The organism is Rubripirellula tenax, assembly GCF_007860125.1.
GTDB classification, from domain to species: domain Bacteria; phylum Planctomycetota; class Planctomycetia; order Pirellulales; family Pirellulaceae; genus Rubripirellula; species Rubripirellula tenax.
Genome location: NZ_SJPW01000004.1, coordinates 367815 through 388422, shown reverse-complemented (window position 1 = coordinate 388422; position 20608 = coordinate 367815). Strand labels below are relative to the sequence as shown.

15 protein-coding genes are annotated in these 20608 nt (G+C 57.1%); 5 read left to right on the top strand and 10 right to left on the bottom strand.

The annotated features are described in order from the left end of the window. The first annotated feature begins 65 nt into the window (after positions 1-65). The 3 genes from gltB to Poly51_RS15945 all read left to right on the top strand — a co-directional run bounded on the left by gltB (position 66) and on the right by Poly51_RS15945 (position 7417). Positions 66-4625 (top strand): glutamate synthase large subunit, encoded by a 4560-nt coding sequence (gene gltB / locus Poly51_RS15955; RefSeq protein ID WP_146459197.1) that lies wholly within the window; start codon positions 66-68, stop codon positions 4623-4625. 92 nt (positions 4626-4717) lie between these two features. Further along, positions 4718-6223, top strand: a complete 1506-nt coding sequence (locus Poly51_RS15950) for a glutamate synthase subunit beta (RefSeq protein WP_146458786.1) — start codon at positions 4718-4720, stop codon at positions 6221-6223. Positions 6224-6460: 237 nt separating this feature from the next. Further along, positions 6461-7417: a hypothetical protein gene (locus tag Poly51_RS15945; protein WP_146458785.1), complete on the top strand. Its 957-nt coding sequence runs from the start codon at positions 6461-6463 to the stop codon at positions 7415-7417. A 33-nt stretch (positions 7418-7450) separates the two neighbouring features. Here Poly51_RS15945 and Poly51_RS15940 read toward each other — a convergent pair whose 3' ends face one another. The 6 genes from Poly51_RS15940 to Poly51_RS15915 form a co-directional block, all read right to left on the bottom strand. Continuing rightward, positions 7451-7648 (bottom strand): YjfB family protein, encoded by a 198-nt coding sequence (locus Poly51_RS15940; protein ID WP_146458784.1) that lies wholly within the window; start codon positions 7646-7648, stop codon positions 7451-7453. A 141-nt stretch (positions 7649-7789) separates the two neighbouring features. Beyond that, positions 7790-8464, bottom strand: coding sequence for a zinc metallopeptidase (locus tag Poly51_RS15935; RefSeq protein ID WP_186775595.1), 675 nt, complete (start codon positions 8462-8464; stop codon positions 7790-7792). A gap of 133 nt (positions 8465-8597) precedes the next feature. Next, positions 8598-11621, bottom strand: a complete 3024-nt coding sequence (locus tag Poly51_RS15930) for a M28 family peptidase (RefSeq protein WP_146458783.1) — start codon at positions 11619-11621, stop codon at positions 8598-8600. A 72-nt stretch (positions 11622-11693) separates the two neighbouring features. Then, the gene (locus tag Poly51_RS15925) at positions 11694-12080 is read right to left on the bottom strand and encodes a hypothetical protein (RefSeq protein WP_146458782.1); all 387 of its coding nucleotides are present in this window, start codon (positions 12078-12080) and stop codon (positions 11694-11696) included. A 43-nt stretch (positions 12081-12123) separates the two neighbouring features. After that, positions 12124-13161 (bottom strand): DUF3500 domain-containing protein, encoded by a 1038-nt coding sequence (locus Poly51_RS15920; RefSeq protein WP_146458781.1) that lies wholly within the window; start codon positions 13159-13161, stop codon positions 12124-12126. Between the two features lie 235 nt (positions 13162-13396). Beyond that, entirely contained in the window at positions 13397-14974 is a 1578-nt protein-coding gene (locus tag Poly51_RS15915) for a UxaA family hydrolase (RefSeq protein WP_146458780.1), read from the bottom strand. A gap of 170 nt (positions 14975-15144) precedes the next feature. On the opposite strand from Poly51_RS15915, the gene sucC reads away from it, so the two are divergent. Beyond that, complete coding sequence (sucC, locus tag Poly51_RS15910) at positions 15145-16332, top strand: ADP-forming succinate--CoA ligase subunit beta (protein WP_146458779.1); 1188 nt, start codon at positions 15145-15147, stop codon at positions 16330-16332. A gap of 116 nt (positions 16333-16448) precedes the next feature. Continuing rightward, a complete protein-coding gene (gene sucD, locus Poly51_RS15905) occupies positions 16449-17324 on the top strand; it encodes a succinate--CoA ligase subunit alpha (protein WP_146458778.1) in 876 nt (291 codons plus the stop codon). Positions 17325-17535: 211 nt separating this feature from the next. Here the strand turns inward: sucD and Poly51_RS15900 are convergent, their stop codons facing one another. From Poly51_RS15900 to Poly51_RS15885, 4 genes are read right to left on the bottom strand one after another with little or no spacing between them, the layout of a single operon-like run. Then, complete coding sequence (locus Poly51_RS15900; protein ID WP_246114548.1) at positions 17536-18717, bottom strand: hypothetical protein; 1182 nt, start codon at positions 18715-18717, stop codon at positions 17536-17538. A 5-nt stretch (positions 18718-18722) separates the two neighbouring features. Next, positions 18723-19199, bottom strand: coding sequence for a hypothetical protein (locus Poly51_RS15895; RefSeq protein ID WP_146458777.1), 477 nt, complete (start codon positions 19197-19199; stop codon positions 18723-18725). A gap of 3 nt (positions 19200-19202) precedes the next feature. Continuing rightward, positions 19203-19472, bottom strand: coding sequence for a WXG100 family type VII secretion target (locus Poly51_RS15890; RefSeq protein ID WP_146458776.1), 270 nt, complete (start codon positions 19470-19472; stop codon positions 19203-19205). 34 nt (positions 19473-19506) lie between these two features. Further along, positions 19507-20565, bottom strand: coding sequence for a tetratricopeptide repeat protein (locus Poly51_RS15885; RefSeq protein WP_246114547.1), 1059 nt, complete (start codon positions 20563-20565; stop codon positions 19507-19509). Positions 20566-20608: the final 43 nt, after the last annotated feature.

Here is a 20608-nt window from a genome sequence, read left to right as displayed (position 1 = left end):
TACAACCTTTGATGGAAAACGAGTAGGAAACGATGAACAACGACAACCAATCCAATGACGACCCGATCGTGAAGACACCCCTTTTTCACCTGCCACCGGCTCAAGGTCTGTATGACCCCGAGTTTGAAAAAGACGCTTGCGGTGTCGGTTTCATCGCCCACATCAAGGGCGTTCCCAGTCACCAGAATGTGATCGATGCGGACACGATCCTGCAGAACATGGATCACCGCGGTGCTTGTGGATGTGAAACGAACACGGGCGACGGCAGCGGAATCATGTGCGGGCTGCCACACAAGTTTCTACGCAAAGTCGCCAAACGCGACCTTGGCGTTGAATTGCCCGAACCGGGCCAATTCGCGGCCGGTTTGGTTTTCTTGCCGCAAGACGAGGCTGAACGAGCTGAATGCAAGTCGACCATTGAGTCGCTGATTGCCGAAGCCGGCCAGAAGCTGATCGGTTGGCGTGACGTGCCACAGATGACGGACATTGCCGACATTGGCCCAACCGCTCGTGCCAGTGAACCGTACATCGAACAATTGTTCGTCGAAGCCTCCGATGGGCTGAAGGATGATGCGTTCGATCGCAAGCTCTACATGATTCACAAACAAGCCAGCCATCGGCTTCGCGGCGCCGACAGCAGCTTGAAGCAAGCTTTGATGTTCTACATCTGTTCGCTCAGTTCGAAGGTCATCATTTACAAAGGCATGCTGACGCCGGCGCAAGTTTTGCCCTATTTCCCCGACTTGCGTGATACCGATTTCGAAACGCACTTGGCGATGGTTCACAGTCGATTTTCGACGAACACGTTCCCAAGCTGGGACCGGGCACAACCGCTTCGGTTCATGAGCCACAACGGCGAAATCAACACGCTGCGCGGCAACAAGAACTGGATGCGTGCTCGTGAAGGTTCGGCCGAAAGCGAACTGTTCGGCGACAACCTGAAGAAACTGTTTCCTGTGATCGAGCCCAATGGGTCCGATTCGGGAACGTTTGACAACGTCCTCGAGTTCATGCTGATGAACGGGCGAACGCTGCAAGAGGCGATCATGATGATGGTCCCCGAGGCCTGGCAAAAACACGAAACGATGCCCGAAGAAAAGCGGGCGTTCTACGAGTACTTCAGTTGCATGATGGAGCCCTGGGACGGGCCGGCTTCGATCGTGTTCACCGACGGCCATTACATCGGCGCGACGCTGGACCGCAACGGACTTCGTCCAAGTCGTTACTACATCACCCACGACGACCGCGTCATCATGGCCAGCGAAGTCGGCGTATTGCCGGTGGATCCGGCGATCGTCAAATCGAAGGGGCGTTTGCAACCGGGAAAGATGTTCTTGGTCGACTTTGCCGAAGGCCGTTTGATCCCCGACGAAGAACTGAAGAGCGAATTCGCTCGCAAGATGCCTTATGGCGACTGGCTGAAAGAGCAACGCATTCGCCTGGCCGACTTGAATCCGCAAAACGAGCCTCACGGTTTCGACAGCGAGACATTGTTGCCTCGCATGCAAGCGTTCGGTTACACCGCCGAAACGCTGAACTTCATGCTGCGTCCCTTGGTTTCGGAACTGCGTGACCCGGTCGGATCGATGGGCAACGATAGCGCGTTGGCGTGCTTGTCGGACAAGCCGCGAATGATTTACGACTACTTCAAGCAACTGTTCGCACAAGTGACCAACCCGTCGATCGATTCGATCCGCGAAGACGTCATCATGTCGTTGGAGTGCTACATCGGTCCGGAACAGAACCTGTTGACGGCGACGCCGGCGCACTGCCATCGCTTGCTTGTCGATCACCCAATTTTGACCAACGAAGAAATTGCGGCGCTGAAGCACATCGATTACGAAGGCTGGCACAGTCGCGTGATCGACATCACCTTCGATCGTGCCGAAGGCAAAGCCGGGCTCAAGAATACGCTCGACCGAATCGCGGCCGAAGCCGAAGCGGCAGCGGACGAAGGCATCCAGTTGGTCATTTTGAGCGACCGCGCCATCTCGCATGATCGCGTTCCCGTCAGCGTGCTGTTGGCGACCGGTGCCGTTCACCACCACTTGGTTGCCAAAGCCAAGCGGACCCGCATCGGCTTGCTCGTCGAATCGGGCGAAGCTCGCGAAGTCCATCATCACTGCTTGCTCGTTGGTTACGGCGCCGACGGGATCAACCCCTACTTGGCATTCGAAGCTTTGTGGCAAGCACGATTGGATGGATTGATGGATCCGAAACTTGACGACGACAAGGTCGTGGCAGCGTATCGCAAGGGCGTCGCCAAGGGCATGTTGAAGGTCATGGCCAAGATGGGCATCAGCACGCTACAGAGTTACAAAGGCGCTCAGATTTTTGAAGCGTTGGGGCTGCGAGACGAAGTCATCGACAAGTGCTTCGTCGGCACGGCCAGCCGCATTCAAGGTGTCTCATTCGACATCCTTGCCGAAGAAACCATGCGACGTCACAAGCTGGGGTTCCCGCTGAAGTCGTCCGACCGTTTGCCCGCACTGCCCAACTTGGGCGAGTTCCATTGGCGGGCCGAAGGTGAAAAGCATGCTTGGTCACCGGCGTCGATTTCTGATTTGCAAGTCGCGGCTCGCAACAACGACGAAAGTGCGTACTGGCGATTCGCTCATACAATCAACGAAGACAACCGCAACCGTTGCACGTTACGGGGACTGTTCGATTTCCACATCGACGAAGAAAAGTCGATTCCGCTGGACGAAGTTCAACCGGCCAAAGAGATCGTCAAACGATTCTGTACCGGTGCGATGTCGCTGGGCAGCATCAGCGCGGAATCACACGAGACGATTGCAGTTGCAATGAATCGTTTAGGCGGCAAGAGCAACACCGGCGAAGGTGGCGAGGATCCGATCCGATTCAAACCACTTGAAAACGGTGACTCAAAGCGGTCGGCAATCAAGCAGGTCGCGTCGGGCCGTTTCGGCGTGACGATCGAGTACTTGTCCAATGCCGACGAAATTCAGATCAAAATTTCGCAGGGTGCGAAACCCGGCGAGGGCGGTGAATTGCCGGGCAAGAAGGTCGATCAAACGATCGCCCGGATCCGCTACAGCACGCCGGGTGTCGGTCTGATCAGCCCTCCGCCGCACCACGACATCTATTCGATCGAAGACTTGGCTCAGTTGATTCACGACTTGAAGAACGCCAACCGCGCTGCGCGGATCAGCGTCAAGTTGGTCAGCGAAGTTGGCGTCGGCGTCATCGCATCGGGTGTCGCCAAGGCACATGCCGATCACATCCTGATCGCCGGTGACACCGGTGGCACGGGTGCTTCGCCGCTGACCAGCATCAAACACGCGGGACTTCCTTGGGAACTTGGCATTGCCGAAACGCATCAGGTTTTGGTTCTGAATAATTTGCGTTCACGAGTCGTGTTGCAGACCGACGGCGGATTGAAGACCGGCCGAGACGTGGCAATTGCCGCGTTGTTGGGCGCCGAAGAATTCGGGTTCTCGACCGCGCCTCTGATCACGCTCGGTTGCATCATGATGCGTAAGTGTCACTTGAACACTTGCCCGGTCGGAATCGCGACCCAGGACCCCGAACTTCGCAAAATGTTTACGGGCAAACCCGAGCATGTCGTGAATTATCTGTTCATGGTCGCCGAAGACGCGCGACGTTGGATGGCAAAAATGGGTTTCCGATCGATCGACGAAATGGTCGGACGAAGCGACATGCTCAAGACGGACGAAGCGATCAAGCACTGGAAGTCGGACGGACTCGATTTGACAAAAATCTTGATGCCGGCCAAGAAGCCGCACGAAGACGTCGGCGTGATCTGCTCGATGCCGCAAGACCACGGACTCGAAAAATCACTCGACATGACGGTATTATTGGAGGCCGCTAAGCCGGCGATCGATTCTGGAAAATCCGTGGTGATCCAGTCACCGGTTGTGAACATCAACCGAACGGTCGGTACGATTTTGAGTAACGAAGTTGCCAAGAAATACGGCCAAGCCGGATTGCCGGATGACACGATTCGCATTGAGTTGACCGGATCGGCCGGACAGAGTTTGGGCGCATTTTTGGCGCACGGGATCACGATCGAATTGGAAGGTGACGCCAACGATTACGTCGGCAAGGGACTCAGTGGCGGTCGCGTGATCGTGTTCCCGCCTCGCGAAGCCAGCTTCACGGCCGAAGATAACATTTTGGTCGGCAATGTTTGCTTGTACGGTGCGACGGGCGGCGAGGCGTATCTACGCGGACGTGCGGCGGAGCGATTCTGTGTTCGTAACAGCGGTGCGATCACGGTTGTCGAAGGTGTGGGCGATCACGGTTGCGAGTACATGACCGGCGGACGCGTCATTTGCCTGGGCAAAACCGGACGCAACTTTGCCGCGGGCATGTCCGGCGGCATTGCTTACGTGCTCGATGCCGATGACACATTCACTGTGAACTGCAACCTCGCCACCGTCGAATTGGAAAAGATCGAAACGGCTGAAGAAGAAGCCGAAATCAAAGCGATCATCCAAAAGCACAAAGACTTTACCGGCAGCGACATGGCAGCGTGGGCGCTCGACAACTGGGCCGAGTTCCTGGCAAAGTGCGTCAAAGTCATGCCGACCGACTACAAACGCGTTCTGCAAAATTTGCAGGTCGAGGAAGCATTGGTTTAGAACCCAACGTCGCCGCAATCATTCCTGTGGGTATCGCCCCACAGGCAATCAATAAATACGAATCAAAAACACATCAACGAAAGAGGCCAACGATGGGCAAGCCAACCGGATTCAAAGAATTTGACCGTAAAAAAGTGCCGTGGCGTTTACCAGTCGTTCGCATCAACGACTATGACGAAATCTACACCGAACCGAAGCTCGAACAACTCAAAGAGCAAGGCGCTCGGTGTATGGATTGTGGTGTCCCGTTCTGTCAATCGACGACCGGATGTCCGATCGATAACTTGATCCCCGAGTGGAACGACCTGGTTTACAACAACCGTTGGAAAGAAGCGATCGAACGGTTGCACAAGACCAACAACTTCCCGGAGTTCACCGGACGGGTTTGCCCGGCGCCGTGCGAAGGCGCGTGCGTGCTTGGCATCACCAATCCGCCGGTGACGATCAAGAACATCGAAAATGCGATCGTCGATCGAGCTTGGGAAGAGGGATGGATCGTGCCGGAACCGCCCGAAACGCGCACTGGAAAAACCGTTGCGATCGTGGGCAGCGGACCGGCGGGTTTGTCTGCGGCGGACCAACTCAATCGCGCCGGTCACAAGGTCACCGTCTTTGAACGAGCCGACCGAATCGGCGGACTGCTGCAGTACGGCATTCCGAATATGAAGTTGTCCAAGCAAGCGATCCAGCGCCGCATCGACAAGATGACGACCGAGGGCATCACGTTCAAAACGGGGGTGAACATCGGCAAAGACATCTCGCCCAAAGACTTGCAAAAAGATTTTGACGCCGTCTTGTTGGCTTGCGGTGCAACGAAACCGCGTGATTTGCCGATTCCCAATCGCGACGCCGTGGGCGTTTATCCAGCCATGGATTTCTTGACCGCCAACACGGCCCAGGCCGTCCACGGCGATTCGCTAGGCGATGGGTTCATCAGCGCCGAAGGCAAAGACGTGATCGTGATCGGCGGTGGTGATACCGGCACGGACTGTATCGGAACGTCGATCCGTCACGGTTGTCGCAGCTTGGTCAATTTTGAATTGCTACCCAAGCCGCCCGAAGACCGAGCACCCGACAATCCGTGGCCACAATGGCCACGTGTCTTCCGCGTCGACTATGGCCACGAAGAAGCTTCCGAGAAGTTCGGACGTGACCCGCGCGAGTACCAAATCCTGAGCAAGGAATTCTTGAAAGACGAGAACGGGAATTTGCGTGGTATCAAAACCGTTCAGGTCGCTTGGACCAAAAACAGCGAAGGCGGTTGGGCGATGTCCGAAGTCGCCGGCAGCGAGAAGGATTGGCCGGCACAGTTGATTCTTTTGGCGATGGGCTTCTTGGGACCGGAACAATACGTTGCCGAGTCGCTGGGATTGGAAGTCGATCCACGTAGCAATTTCCAAGCAGTCCACGGTAAGTACACGACGAACATCGACGGCGTTTTTGCCGCTGGTGACTGTCGCCGCGGCCAAAGTTTGGTGGTCTGGGCGATCAACGAAGGCCGCGGTGCCGCGCGTGCGATCGACATCTACTTGGAAGGCAGCAGTAACTTGCCCGCCCCCGGTCAAACGATGGGCACGGCGATGGAAATGAGCGTTTAGAGTTTCACGCGGCGTCGGGAAACGTCGCCAAGTGAAAAGTGCACAAGCTGACATTGACACCCGCACTGCGGACGTTTTACGGTCAGACGGAATCGGAAAAATTTCTTGGCAATCTGGGTCGGGAATGCCGATTAAAGCGTTGAAGACAGCGACAAGCGTTTTCGCAACTCGTCAATGGATTGGCGAGTTCGAACCATCACGATGCCGTTTGAATAGTAGAGCCGAAGGTAAGCAGGGATGCTGAAGCACATTACAACTCGCCGACTTTTGTTGTCCACTTGCATTGCCGCAACGCTGGCGTCCACCGGTTGCCGAAGCATGCCTGGCATGAACATGTTCGCCCGGCGAGGTGAACCATCGGCCGAGGCGCTCGCCGGCACCGGCCCGACGCGAACGTATCCGTCACCACCCAGTGCGTCGGCGACGCCCGAGGCGATTGCATCGATTGCTGGCGGGACGGCGACACCATCTCCGCTGAAGAAACCTGGTTCCGTCAACGCACAAGTTGCCGGCTATAACCTGACACCTGGGTACGCGACGCCCGCTTCATCCGCGACGGGCCCGTCAACCAACTTGGCCGCAGCCCAAGCCAACGGCATCTACAGCGGCGCGTCCTACGTACCGCCGACTGCGAACGCCGCGAACTCTGCGGCCTTACCGACGATGCCGTCAGATTCCAGCGCGCCGTCTGGGTACACGTTTGGAAAGAGCACCTTCACACCGAAGACGGGGGGCACCCCGCCGGCGGCCAGCTCTACACCGAAACAGACCAGCTATGGTTTGCCCGGCAGCGTCGCAGCGACTTCGAAAGTGGCCGCACCATCGACCAGTTACACTTCGCCACCACCTGCACCCACGAAGGTCCCGTCAAGTGTGACATCGTCATCGTTGACTTCGCCGTCGTCAGGCGGTTTTGCACTGCCATTGGGAACATCACCGGCCGCTGCGTCGATCACGCCGGCTACCAGTACCGCGTCATCGTCGCCGTCATTTAGCATGCCTGACTCGGCGGGGCCATCATTCTCGACGGCCAGCACGGCAAGTGAGATCGCGGCACCTGCAGCGTCTTCATCGATGGGCTATGCACCGGCCAGCACAGGCGGCAGCAGCTATATGCCCGGCAGCACGAGCAAGACGGGTGGATACCCAAGCGGTTCCGAAACTCCCAACACGTCGGGATCGTTCTACCGCTAGAACGGTTGAGGCGATGATCGCCTTGATGGATCCTTAGACCTTAACGTCCAGGTGACCTTTGGCGATCTGCTTCTGCACGTTGACCGTTTGTTCGAGCATCGAAATGATCGCGTCGCCGGTCGCTTTTTGCGTATCAAGTGCTTTCTTCGTAACGGCCATGTCGATCTTCTGGGCCGTTGCTTGGTCACGAGCCTGAAGAAGTTGGCGTACCGGCGCAGGAATGCTGGACATCGGGAAGGACCGTGCTTGCGGAGGAAAAGGAAGCCTATCTTTTGAAGCTTTCGCCCAGTTCCCCGTCAACGCAGAAGTTTTCCCAGCCGAAACTGGATGGAAACCTGGTTCCAGTTCGGCTGGTAACGGTCACGCGGTTGGTTAGTCGTCGCGTTGATTTCCGAAAATCACGAACAGGTAGTAAGCCAGCGTCATCACCGATTGCAGCGTCGCAGCCACATAGGTCAACGCCGCAGCGTTTAGAACCTTGCCGACGTAGTGTTCTTCATTCCCGGCGATCATGCCTTGAGCGACCAACTCGTGCTTCGCTCGCGCGCTCGCGTCAAATTCGACGGGCAAATTCACCAGTTGGAAGAATACGACCGCCGAGAAAAACAGCACGCCGATCAAAATCAACGGCTTGGCCCCCATCACGAATCCGGCCATCAATAAAATGCCGCTGATTCCCGACCCAAAGTTGGCGGCTGGCACCGCTGCATTGCGAACAACCAACGGAAGGTAACCCTTCGCATCTTGGAACGCATGCCCGGCCTCGTGACAAGCCACGCCCAGCGCAGCCATCGATCGACCGTTGTAAACGTCGCCACTCAATCGCAGCACTTTGGAACGCGGATCGTAGTGGTCGCTCAGTTGCCCGGGAACCTGCTCGATTCCGACCGATTGTAGTCCGCCGTTATCGAGCATCCGACGCGCTGCTTCGGCGCCCGACATTCTCGCGGGGATTTGGCTCATTGCCGTGAATGAAGATTTCACCTTCCACTGAGCGTAAAGGCCCAGCAACATTGCTGGAGCCAAAAACAGCAGATACATGATCATCTTTGTGAGTTCTCATCATTTGTTTGCGAAAAACGTCGTCCGCCAAAACGGCAGCGAACGCTAAGGTCACCTACTGATGCAACTGTCGGACCAAGTGCCGGCCGGAGCCGTCATTTCCGATGCAACTTGATTCTCAATCGCGTGCGGTGGGCGTTACCATCAACTTTACGTCGTCCTGTCCCCGACGAACTACGATTTCCACCTCTTCACCGATTTTTAGAGCCTCGATCGCGTAGGTGTAATCGTAGATGTCTTCGATTTTTCGGCCGGAAAGTTCGATGATCACGTCGCCGCCCTTCAAGCCCGCCTTGGCCGCGGGGCCTTCGCCGGCGACACCGCTCAGCTTCAGACCCTTCACGTCGCCCGCAACGTAGTCGGGAATCGTCCCTAGATATGCCGTCAAGTTCGCACGGGGCACGTCCTTCTCCGACGCTTCGCCCTCAGCCAGTTCGAACTTCGGCGGCTCGGCAGCGGTTAAAAAACCGCGAGCCAACAGCGCAAACAAACGGCTGATCTTGGCTGCACCTTCGTAGTTCAATTTGTCTGGCGTATCACGCGGCGTATGGTAGTCCTCGTGAGCCCCCGTAAAGGCCGATAAAATCGGCACATCGCGGGCCACAAACGCTGACGCATCGGTGGGCAATCGAGTGCTCGTCTTGTCCAACGTCAACTCTAAACCCACCGGCACGTTACGCCGCTGGACTTCGGCATCAAATCCTGGTGACGATCCCAGCCCTTGGATGACCAGTTTTTCGCGAAGTCGTCCAACCATGTCCAAGTTCAAATAGGCTGCTACGGCGGCGGTCAACGGCGCGGCGTCCGTGGTCATCCCGTGCGCGGCTGCGGCGGCCGCGTAATCCGGATCGACGACTGTTTTCGGCGCGTCGGGGTAAAGCGTGCCGTAGGCTTCGACGAATGCTTGGGAACCGAACAAACCAAGTTCTTCGCCGCTCCAACCGGCGATCACCAAGTCACGCTTCGCTTTCAACCGCCCGGCCTTCTTCTCCGCTGCCAAATACTGAGCGATTTCAAGCATCGCCGCCACGCCCGAAGCATTGTCATCGGCACCGACGTGAATCCCATCACGTTCGTCGTCTTTGGCTAGCGAGTTGCTGCTTCCGCCCTTACCCAAGTGGTCGACATGGGCGCCCACGATCACAACGGGCTGCGATGCATCGGCTTGTTCGCCAGCGTTCATGCGAGCCAATACGTTTCGTCCTGTGCCACGCTTGCGATCGATGTCGACGCTCGCGTTTGCCTTCGCGCCTTCGACGGGAAAACCCATCGCGAGCGATCCGTCGTCCAGTTCGGATTGAATTTTTGCCAAGTCCTGATCCGTCTCGGCCAACCACTTTGCCGCGACTTCGTTGGTGACCGAAAGGGCACCGATCGAAACGCCAGCCTGAGACGCGTCGGCATCAAAACGAATCAGTTCGTTTCGCACTTTGCTGGTCGGCCCGGCGGCGAAGATAATCCCCTTCGCGCCCAGGTCACGAGCGACTGTGGCTTTACGCCGTGGCGAACTATACCGAGCCATTTGTTGCCGCTGCTCGGGTGTGATCTCTTGCGGAAGATCACGGAACACCAACACCCACTGGCCTGCAACATTCAAATGCACATAGCTGTCGTACTCGTCGACGCCTTCGCCGCCGGGAACCTGCAGACCGTACCCCGCGAAGACGATGGCAGCTTCTCCGATTTCACCGTCCGCCGAGAACGACAATGGGACCCAGTCTTGATTCAGCACGAGCGTTTGATCACCCGTCGTCATCGAGTTGTTTTTACCCAGCGTCGAACCGGCCGGAAAATCAAACGATTGAAAAAACGTTCCATTTTCGCCGGCCGGTTCCAACCCCAGGCTTTCCAGATAAGCAGCAACATAGGCCGTCGCCCGACGCTCGCCTTCGGTGCCCGTCAATCGGCCACCCAGTTCGGGGCGAGTCAGATAGTCGACATGGCGCATCACGTCGGCGGGCGAAAAATCTGGGGATGACGATTCGGCTGATGCCAGCGCAGCGGTGCGATCTTCGCTTTCGGCGTCGGTCAAATCCAGCAATTGCCGTGCCTTGGCATCGTCCCAATCCGCCAGGAAAATTTGCGACTGTTTCGACTTGGTTCGATTCGATGTCCACGACAATCGGTCACCATCGGGCAAGAACACGGGAAGCCCATCAAAGCCATCGGTGTCCGTCACACGAACGGGCTGGCCTTTGCCGTCGGCGCGGACGAGGTACAGTTCGAAATTGCCGAAGCCGTGCTTGTTGGTGGTGAAGATCAAGTAGTCGCCGCTGGGGTGAAAGTACGGCGCCCAACTCATCGCACCGATCTCCGTCAACCGTTTCACATCGGTCCCGTCGGTCTTCATCGTGTAGACCTCGGCCGTGACGCCATCCTCGCTAAATCGGCGCCAACAAATTCGTTGGCCATCGGGCGAAAAGAACGGCCCGCCGTCGTACCCGGCGACATCCGTCAAACGGCGGACATTCGCTCCGTCGGCGTCCATGATGTACAGATCGATCATTGATGCCGGATCGATTTCGAACAACTGTTTTTCGCGGTCGGACAATTCTCTTTCGTAAGCGCAGCGGTTCGACGCGAACACGATTTGCTTACCACTGGGGCTGTAGCTGGCTTCTGCGTCGTATCCTTTTGTGTCGGTCAAGCGAGTGAACATTCCCGACGCCAAGTCTTTTGCATACAACTCGTAGGCCGGATCGTAATCCCAAGAATACCGACGTTCTTTTCCGGTGGCCCGCAACTCCAGTTCATCCGTTTGTTTTGTCTTTGCATCGGGATCGTCCAGTGTGCTAGCGAACAGGATGCGATCGCCTTGGGGATGGATCCACGCGCACGTGGTTTTCCCGAAACCGGGCGACACAATTTCGATGTCGCCGGTTTCCAAATCCGTCACGTAGATTTGATAGAACGGATTGGCCGGATCGCGTTCGCTTTGAAAGACCATTCGGTTACCATCAGCGCTGAAGTATCCTTCGCCAGCACGGCGGCCTTCAAACGTAATTTGACGTGTCCCACTCAGCAGCAGTGCCTCATTGCCACTGATCGCGGCCACATCCGGAGCCTCAGCTTGCAAGAGCGTGGAACCGAAAACGAGAAAGGCGAGCGAAACGACAGCGCGGTGGGCAATTGAACAGAGCATGTTTCATCCATGGCGGGAAAGAATCTGCGGTGGACTGAATTCTATCGCAATCGGCTCGATCAACCAGCGCCGTTACAACCCGTGAGCACCGCGAAGCCGGATCAGGTCTTCGCTCCATCGACCGAACAATTCGCTCCGCTCGCCTTCGTCGTCGAATACTCGCACGGTGCTGATTTTGTGGCGAATATCATCGCGGACCAGCCCAAAAACGGTCCGGTATTCTGGTTCCGGATCGGGTTGATCGTCCGGCGTTTCAGTTCTCAAACGTACAACGGCTTCGAAACGAAACACCTGCAGCCAGCCGGGCCGTTGGACGGCGACGCAACGCACGTTTTTCAGCTTCGCCGATTGGCCGAAAAAACCGTTCTCATTCAAATGACGACGGATCGCCATCTCCATGTCTCGGTCGCCGCACCAATCGTTCCAACGTTCACGAAAGTGTTTGAAGAACGAGAACATGGGGGACAGCGCCTCGGTGCGAAAGAAGTTGAACTGTGCAACTCTATTCGATCGGCAAATCGAAGTCGCCCGTCAGGTCTCGCCACACGGCGTGGATGTGGTTGGCCGGGTTGCCCGACGCGTCGGGTTGTGTGTTGACGAATTCGATCAGGAAGTTGTTGCCGCGGACACGATAGTAATGGCCGATACCCGGCTTCGTCGCGCCGGCCCAGGCGAAATAAACGTTGTCCCACCCGGCTTGCTCGATCAATTCGCGGCGTTGTTTAGCGATGTCATCGGCAACGGCATCGATGTAGACACTGACCAAATCTTGCAACAGTTTCTTTCCGGAGGCGTCCAAATCAGACATTGGGATGCCCTCAGGCTTGCCAACTTTCGGCTGACCTTCGCCGGCAAAACGGATTTCCTTGGGTGCTTCATCGGCGATCATCGCGGTGCCGAGCGTGTCCCCCGAAAGCGAGTTGATCAATGCGAATGCCAAGTCTTCTTCCTGCTTCAGGATTCGAGTTCCCTTGCCCAGCGGTCCCGACACTTCGTCCATGATCGTAGCGGGGTTGGTTGCAAAAAACTGCGGCGTGCTATCGACCATCTTGCCGTCGCGGCAAACGAAGTTCAGCGAAAGGTGGTGGCCTTCAAAACTCATGCCCCACACGCCTTCATTCTTGGGCTCACCAAACAAGGTGACGTAGTACATTCCCGAATCACGATCCCAAGTGCGATTGTCGCCTTCGAGTTCTCGCAGCACGCTCTCGTTCATCATGATCTTGTTGGCTTTGTCGTAACCCATTTCGCTAAGTGCTGCGCGAACCAGTCTCAAAGCGGCCGTTTGTTGGGCCGTATTCATTTCCTTGATCATCAATCCCTTGCGAGACTTCTTCGGTATGAAGTGCCAATCAATGCGAGCAGGCGAGTCATAGGGCATGATCGCTTTCGCCTTCTGGTCGGCATCAAGCGACGACACAAACGACTCGGCAAACGTTTGCATCTGTTGCCCGGGCGGATCGCCAACCTTCAAACCGCCAACGGCCAGCGCGGTAAGACAAAGGGAGGCAGCAATGAAAGAGCGAACGAAAAGACGCATGGCGGGAAGGTCCGACGTGGGAAAGGGCAGAAACCAGCAATCAGCGTAGTTTAACAGAGACGACGGTGCGCCCGCGACGACAGGGCAAATCCGTTTCACAACTTAGGCAACGATCGTTGTGGATCGCTCCGCCGATCCAACACCTGGAACACGTTGGATTGCGGGGCAATCCGCGACAATCTGAGCCACCCAGTTTCAAAAACTGATGCGCCCTGGCTCGCAACGGCGTCGCTTACTAGAGCGTTGGCCCAACCGTCCAGGGGATAAACTCGTGATCGCCGACGTCAAGTATCTCGCTGGCCGTCTTTCGACCGCTGGCGACTTCCAGAGTGAATTCGAAAAAACGATCGCCGGCCGATTGCAGGTCTTCGCCCGTCATCACCGTCCCTGCGTCCAGGTCCATATCTTCACGCATCGCATCGAACATCGGTGTATTTGTTGCGATCTTGACGACCGGCGTCGGTTTGCACCCAAAACAACTGCCCCGTCCGGTGGTGAATAGGACTAAGTTCGCCCCACCGGCAACCTTGCCCGTGACGCTGGCCGGATCAAACCCTGGCGTGTCCATCACGACCAGTCCTGTCGACGTGATCGGCTCGGCATATTCGTAAACGGCCTCCATCGCAGTCGAGCCACTTTTGGATACCGCGCCCAGCGACTTTTCCGTGATCGTCGTCAATCCGCCCGCCTTGTTGCCGACCGACGGGTTGTTGTCGATCTGGCCACCGTACATCGCGACGTGGTCCTTCCACCACTGAATCCGATCCAGCAGTTTTTGGGCGACCGCTGCCGAGCGACTGCGACGGACCAGCAAGTGTTCGGCGCCGTACAATTCCGTCGTTTCCGAAATCACACTCGTGCCGCCACACGCGACGATCCGGTCCGAAACCACGCCCACGGCTGGATTCGCCGTCAAACCCGAGTAACCGTCGCTTCCGCCGCACTCGACCCCCAGTGTCAACTTCGACGCATCGGCGGGCGAACGGGTGAACCGATTGGCCCGGTCGAGGACTTCGACCATCAGTGCGTCTGCTTTTTCGATCGTCGCCCGCGTGCCGCCTTCGGTTTGCATCGTCAATATCGGGACCCCCGCGTCGCGAGTCAGTTTCTTACCGCCGGGGGCGTACAAGGAAACGACGCCGTGATGTTCGGCCAGGTATCCCGCAGTGGTTTGTTCGCAACCCAGCCCGATCACCAACACGCCGCCGACGTTGGGGTGCCCCGCGTATCCGGCCAAGACACGCCCCAGCATTTGGTGCTTAATGCCGTCATACTGCATCGCGCAACCGGTGGTGTGAGTTGCCGCAAAGACACCATCAACGCCCGGCCAACGCTTCATGCGCTCGGGCGTAAATCGAGCGACCACTTTGTGACAGACTGTCGCACTGCAATTCACCGTCGATAGCAACATGACGTAGTTGCGCGTCCCGACGCGACCATCGGGCCGGTGGAATCCGTCGAACGATCGCGACTGTTTGGGCAGCGGAGGCGGAGGCGAAATCGTCGACAGATCGTCGGATACGACGTGATGGTCGGTCAAGTTGTGGGAATGAACGTGGTCCCCCAAACCGATGTCGCGGGTCGCCATACCAATGGGTTGGCCGTACTTGATCACCGGATCGCCGGACGAGATGGGCAAGGTCGCGACTTTGTGGCCCGCCGGAATCGACGTTCTGATCACGACTTCTCGACCGCCAAGCGTTTCCCTTTGACTTGCCGCAATCGCGGACGTCGCCACGGCCACATTGTCGCTGGGGTCCAATCGAATCAGCATCGGGCGGGGATTCGCATCCGCTTGGTCGACAATTGTCATCGTGTGCCTGTGGTTCCTGACGCGAACCCGGACGCTTATATTTCCGGAGTCGAAGTTTTGAGAGTTTGATGTCGCAGTTTAGCGTCTGACAAGCTGCGTCAATCACGTTCTCGATACGGCTTCCAAGCCGACCCAAACCAGCCCAATCAAAAACAGCCAAGCCAAAACCGATGAAGATTCACGAATATCAAGGCAAAGAACTGTTCCGCAAATCCGGCGTGCCGGTTCTGGATGGCATCGTCGCCAAAACGGCCGACGAAGCCGTCGCGGCCTACGAAAAACTGGGCGGGAAAATTGCGGTCGTTAAATCGCAAATCCACGCCGGCGGACGCGGCAAGGGAACGACGAAAGAGGATCCGAATCAACGCGGCGTCGTGGTTTGCAAGAGCGCCGACGAAGTTCGCGCAGCCGCCAACGGCTTGCTGGGCAAGACATTGGTCACGATCCAAACCGGCGCCGAAGGCAAACTCGTCAACCAGGTCTTCGTCGAAGCCGGCTGCGATATTGCTCGCGAACTGTACTTGGGCATCGTTGTCGACCGGGCCACGATGAAGCCAGTTCTGATGGCCAGCACCGAGGGCGGCGTCGAAATCGAAGAGGTCGCTGAGCACACTCCCGAACTGATTTTCAAAGAACACTTCGACCCGGCCGTCGGGCTGGAAGGCTATCAAGTTCGCAAGCTTTGCAAGAAACTGAAGATCGAAGGAACAGCGGCGAAGGCAGCTTCGAAGTTCCTGCCCGCGATCTGTCGTTTTTTTGTCGACTACGATTGTTCGATGGCGGAAATCAACCCGCTGGTCATCACCGGCGACGGACAAATGATCGCCTTGGACGCGAAGATCGATTTCGATTCCAACGCACTGTTCCGCCATAAAGAGTTGTTGGAATACCGCGACCTGTCCGAAGAAGAGCCCAGCGAAGTGCGGGCCAGTAAGTCGGGCCTCAGCTATGTCAAGCTGGAAGGCAACATCGGTTGCTTGGTCAACGGTGCCGGACTGGCGATGTCGACAATGGATATCATCAAGTACCACGGCGGCCAACCGGCCAACTTCTTGGACGTCGGTGGTGGCGCGAATGCCGAACAAGTGACCGAAGCGTTCCAGATCCTGCTGTCGGATCCGAACTGCAAAGGCGTCTTGGTCAACATCTTCGGCGGTATCGCCCGCTGCACCACGATCGCATCGGCCATCATCGAGGCCAGCAAGGTCGTCGGATTTAAGGTGCCGCTGGTTGTTCGGCTGGAAGGCACCGAAGTCGAAGAGGGCCGCAAAATGTTGGCCGAATCGGATGTCGACATCATCAACGCGGTCGACATCACCGATGCCGCCAAGAAAATCGTCGCTGCCGCCGGAGCGTAGGTCAAAGTGGTCGGGACGCGAGGAGCAACCAAACGCTTCTCCTTTCGCCCTGGCCTTTCGTTTGTCGCCTATCCCATTTCCTAAAACCTGTAACCTGAACCCTGTAGCCTACTCCCATGAGTATCCTGGTCGATAAGAACACGAAAGTCATTTGCCAAGGCATCACCGGCAATGCGGGCACGTTCCACGCACTTGGTTGCCGCGAATATGGCACTCAAATGGTCGGCGGCGTCACGCCAGGCAAGGGCGGCCAAAACGTCGAAGGCATCCCCGTTTTTGACACCGTCGAAGAAGCCGTTCACTCGACCGGCGCCAACGCGACAATGATTTTTGTCCCGCCGCCGTTCACGGCCGATGCGATTTTGGAAGCCGTCGATGCAGGCATCAAGATCATCGCCGCGATCACCGAAGGCGTGCCGGTCTTGGACATGGTTCGCGTTTACGAAAAGGTAAAAGCAAGCGGTTCGATCCTGATCGGCCCGAACTGCCCCGGACTGATCACGCCCGGCGAGTGCAAAATCGGAATCATGCCCGGTTACATTCACCAACCAGGCAAGGTCGGCGTGATGAGCCGCAGTGGTACCCTGACCTATGAATCCGTCTGGCAAACCAGCAACCTTGGCCTGGGGCAAAGCACCTGTGTCGGTCTGGGTGGTGACCCGATTGTCGGGACCAGCTTCATCGATCTGCTAAAGCTTTACCAAGAAGACGATCAAACCGAAGCGATTTTGATGATCGGTGAAATCGGCGGATCAGCCGAAGAAGAAGCCGCCGCGTTCGCAAAAGAGCATGTCACCAAGCCGATGGCCGCCTTCATCGCCGGACGCACCGCACCGCCCGGGAAACGAATGGGCCATGCCGGCGCGATCATTAGCGGTGGCAAGGGAACGGCAACGGAGAAAGTTGCTGCATTGGAAGACGCCGGAATCGTTGTCGCACCAACGCCCGCCGACATGGGCGCTGCGGTCGTGGAAGCGATGAAGAAGCACTAGTGTTCCGCCGCAGTTTGGTTTTCGGCGAGCGTTTTCCTTAGCCGGGCTCGTCAGAGTTCGGGTTTTCATCAGTTGCCCAGAAGTCGGGCGACGCCTGTTGCGACTGAGTTCGGTTATTGAGCTGACACAAGATACTAAAAGCAGCGCACAGAACCGCTTTGCAGTTCCGTTCCCGCGAGCGGAGTCGCGGGTCCACATAGGGATGCCCGGGCTAGGCCGAAGATGTGGCGTGCAAGACGGCGGCATAGCCCAGTACGTCGCCGTGCTTTTTGCAGTACTCTAAAATCGGATCGAATGCGGACTCGTCTCCCGCAGTCTTCGCGCGTGACGCCATCTCGACCAGCATTGGAACGATCCGCTGCGTCGGCACGTCGCCGGGGACGAACTCCAATGACGCCAAGACCGCTTCAGAGTGTCGGCCGATTCGGTCCAGCAGATCCACATACGCCTCGATCGCACCGGTCCCATGTTGGGCCACGTCGACCGTCCGCGCTTTTCGCTCGAACAGCTTCAGCCCTGCCTCTACGTTCTCGCCCAGTAGAACCGAGAAAAATGTTCCATAGGCGGGATAAAAATCCACAAACGGTTCTTCGCCGGGATACTGAAACTGATGATTCAATTGCCGACCGTACTGGGTCAATTCCCATGCTTTCCGAAGTTGGTCGGGGTCATCTAGCACGGTCGAAACACGCACGGTCGCGGCCAAGTGGGTCGTGTCCAAGTGATAGCCGCCACCGGCAAGGATCCAACGACGATTGATGATCAAGTCGCTGAGTGTTTCGTCTGGGCCGGCCGGCGGTTCCCCTTCCTTTTGATCGATATCGTTGCGAACCATTGCCAACAATTCGTCATAGAGATGCTCGAGCAATCGAGCGGACGCTGCACTGCGATCCGCTTTGCTTCGACCAACCAGCGACTGCTCGTAAAGCGTGATGCTATTGCAAGTGCCCTGATTGTCGATAACCGCCTGGTAACCACGGCCAACGTCGACGCCTTCGTGCAACAACACTTGGATCATTTCGTCGTAATTGTCATCGGTGATTTTCACCTTCCTGATCAATTGACGCGCAAGATCCATATCCCCAGTGGGGCGCAGATACATCCAACCTTCCCCGACGCGGCCGTCTTCAAGCAACATCGTGCCGGCTTCGCGACACGCGTCGAGCAGCCCGACTTCCAGCTGTTTCTCGACCTCTTCGGGCCTGGACGGCTCATCTTCGGATGCCACCAGAGGCAATCCGACTTGACCCCGAATCCGCATCTTGATGGCTTCGAACAGTTCCATCGCACGGCGGGTGCGCCGAAAATGGTCGATCATTCGATCCAGCATTGCCGCCGAGTCGCCTCGAGATTCGGCCAGACTGGCAAAGATATCCGCTTCGGTTGTATTCATAGTGCTTATGGGTCCGCGTATGCCTTCAATTGCTCGATCAACCTTCGCAGTTCGATCGCCGCCGTGGGCAATAAAACCTCGCACTGCTGGGCCAGGTCGGCAAGGGGGCCAAGGACTTCATTGCAAGCCTGGGACATCTCGATCGACAGCGCTTTGGCTTGGCGAACCTTCTCTTCACAGTGCCGCACCCGTCTTTCGCACAAGGCGACTCGTTTGACTTGCTCGGACGCCGCCGGTCGATCGCCGGGTCGCACGGTTGCTCGCTTTTGTGCCAGGCTGTCTTTCGCCTCGGAAAGCTGCCGTTGGGCAAGCGTGACTTGGTGACGCCAATGTTTCGGGCGGTCGTGCGAAAAATAGTCTTCCGCGCGGTGGACCATCATTCGAACCTCTTGCAACGCTTTGTCCCAATCGCCCGACAATCGAGTCAAACCGGCATGAAAGCGTTCGAGCGATTCGATGCTGCGTACATTGCTGGCCGACATCGGCTATCGCCCCAAGTAAGCGTCGATTTGCTCGGCCTTCCGCATCAAATACGGAACGTGTTCTTCCGTGGTCTGGATCAAACGGGCCATCTGCCGCATTTGGCTCGTAAATTCATCCGAAAACTTGCGTTGCTGCTCGTCTCGCCACGTTTGTTCGAGTTGATTCATCTGGGACGCCAGTCCCGTTGATCGCTGCTTCATCTCTTCCGAAAAACGGTGCAACTGCGAAGCAAATTGACGCAACTGGTCTGGATCAACAACGGCTTGACTCATCGATTTCATCCTTTGGTTGGCAAGTTCGCGATGATCACGAACCCAGGGTCGCTTGCTTGGCCAATTCTTGTTCAGCCTGCTGGAGATGAGATCGATACGTCGCCAGCGTTAACGCAATGCCCAATCGATCCGCCGTCTCACACAACAATCTTAACGCAACGACCCGCGTCCTCAACGGCGCCACCACCGCACGACGCATCGCACACGCCCGAAGCGATACCATCGCATCAAGGTCCTTACCCATCGCCAACATGCACCGACCGCGAAGCAGGTAGGCGGATGGCGAGAATTCGTCGTTGCCCAAAACTATGTCTAGGTCATCGATCGCTTCTTCATACATTTCGGCATCGTACTTGGCTTCCGCAAGCGTCACTCGCAAGTGCGTCAACGACGGATCACGCACCAATCTTGCTTCGCAAACTTCGATTCGGCGCCGCGCCCAGTCCTGCTGGCACCGATTCAGTTCACGATCCGTTTCAGCGGTGTTGAGGCGTCCGGCCAGTTCCGCCACCTCGCGAAGTTGCTGAATCGATCGCGATAGGGTGGCCTCTTCGAGTTCCCACTGTAAATCAGGTTCGTCTGGAAAAATCTGAATCGCCTGCTGCAGCACCCGCCGCGCCTCCATCGGCCGATTCTCGGCACGGTAGATCCGCGACAGTTCAAGGAACGCGTCCAGATCGGCCGGATTCGACTTGAGGTGATGTTCAAGCTGTTGCCGACGCTTCAGTTCGAGCTTGGGTTTTTCCGTTGTGGCTGTCTTGATGGCACCGGCGGTGACACCGACCGTTGCAGCGGCAAGCGTAGGCGCCTCTTGCGGTTCGGCAGGCTTTTGCACCAACGGGGGAATCGGCGTCGGAATGACCGCCGGAGGTTCGGGATCGACGCTGGACGTTTCATTCGCCGCCGGAGCGACTTCTAGCTGGGGATCGTTCTGGGGCTCTGTTTCGGTGGCTGCACTTTCCGAATTCTCAATCGGCACACGCTCCAATTCCTCCGGATGAACCGCAACCCATATTCCCTCACGTCCGCCATGCGACACCTTGGGTGAACCGGTCACCTGAATGCCTGAATCGTTGGTCGATGACGCTGACATGTCGTAATACTCTAGGATGCAAATGGAACGGCCGCCCCCATTG